This window comes from Kistimonas scapharcae, from assembly GCF_039540975.1.
Classification (GTDB): Bacteria; Pseudomonadota; Gammaproteobacteria; order Pseudomonadales; family Endozoicomonadaceae; genus Kistimonas; species Kistimonas scapharcae.
Genome location: NZ_BAABFL010000160.1, coordinates 1 through 646 on the forward strand (window position 1 = coordinate 1; position 646 = coordinate 646).

At 50.8% G+C, this 646-nt stretch carries 1 protein-coding gene; it reads right to left on the minus strand.

Translation table 11 applies throughout. The annotated features are described in order from the left end of the window. Positions 1 to 555, minus strand: a 555-nt coding sequence (locus ABD892_RS10155) for an IS5 family transposase (RefSeq protein ID WP_345195508.1), incomplete at its 3' end; no start/stop codon positions are given. Positions 556 to 646: the final 91 nt, after the last annotated feature.

A 646-nucleotide genomic window follows, 5' to 3' on the forward strand; every position in this document is an offset into this window, starting at 1 on the left:
AACGGGTTTTCCCCCTTGCTCTACAACCTGGTCACGAACAAGTTGGCTATCGTAGCCTCTGTCGGCAATAACCGTTTCTGCATCGGATGTTTTTGCCAGCAGTACCGGGGCTGCACTGCAATCATGGACTTCACCACCCGTAATCTCAAAGGCAACGGGAAGTCCGCAGGCATCGACCGACAGGTGAATTTTGGTCGTATTACCACCCCGGCTCTTACCAATAGCTTCTGCATCCTCCGTAGCTGCACCTGCACTATGCTGATGTGCCCTGACATAGCTACCGTCCATGAATAACCACTCCATGTCTGGATCATGTGCTGCGATTTCGAAAATCTTCAGCCACTTGCCCCGTGCTGACCAGGCGTTGAATTTCTTGAAAACAGAGTTCCAGTAGCCGAATTGGCTGGGAAGATCTCTCCATGGGCATCCAACACGGATACGGTAAAGCATTCCCTCAACATTGAGGCGCAGGTCGGGCTTGTTGTATATGTTGACCTGGCTGAATATCGTGGTCAGCTTCAACCAGTACTCGTCAGTGAGCATCAATCGGGGCATTGCAAATCCGTATGAAAGCATGAGCGGTAGCAACATACTGCGGATTTTCAGGCTTGGTTCAAGGCTTTCAATGAAACGTCAACAGCCCCTA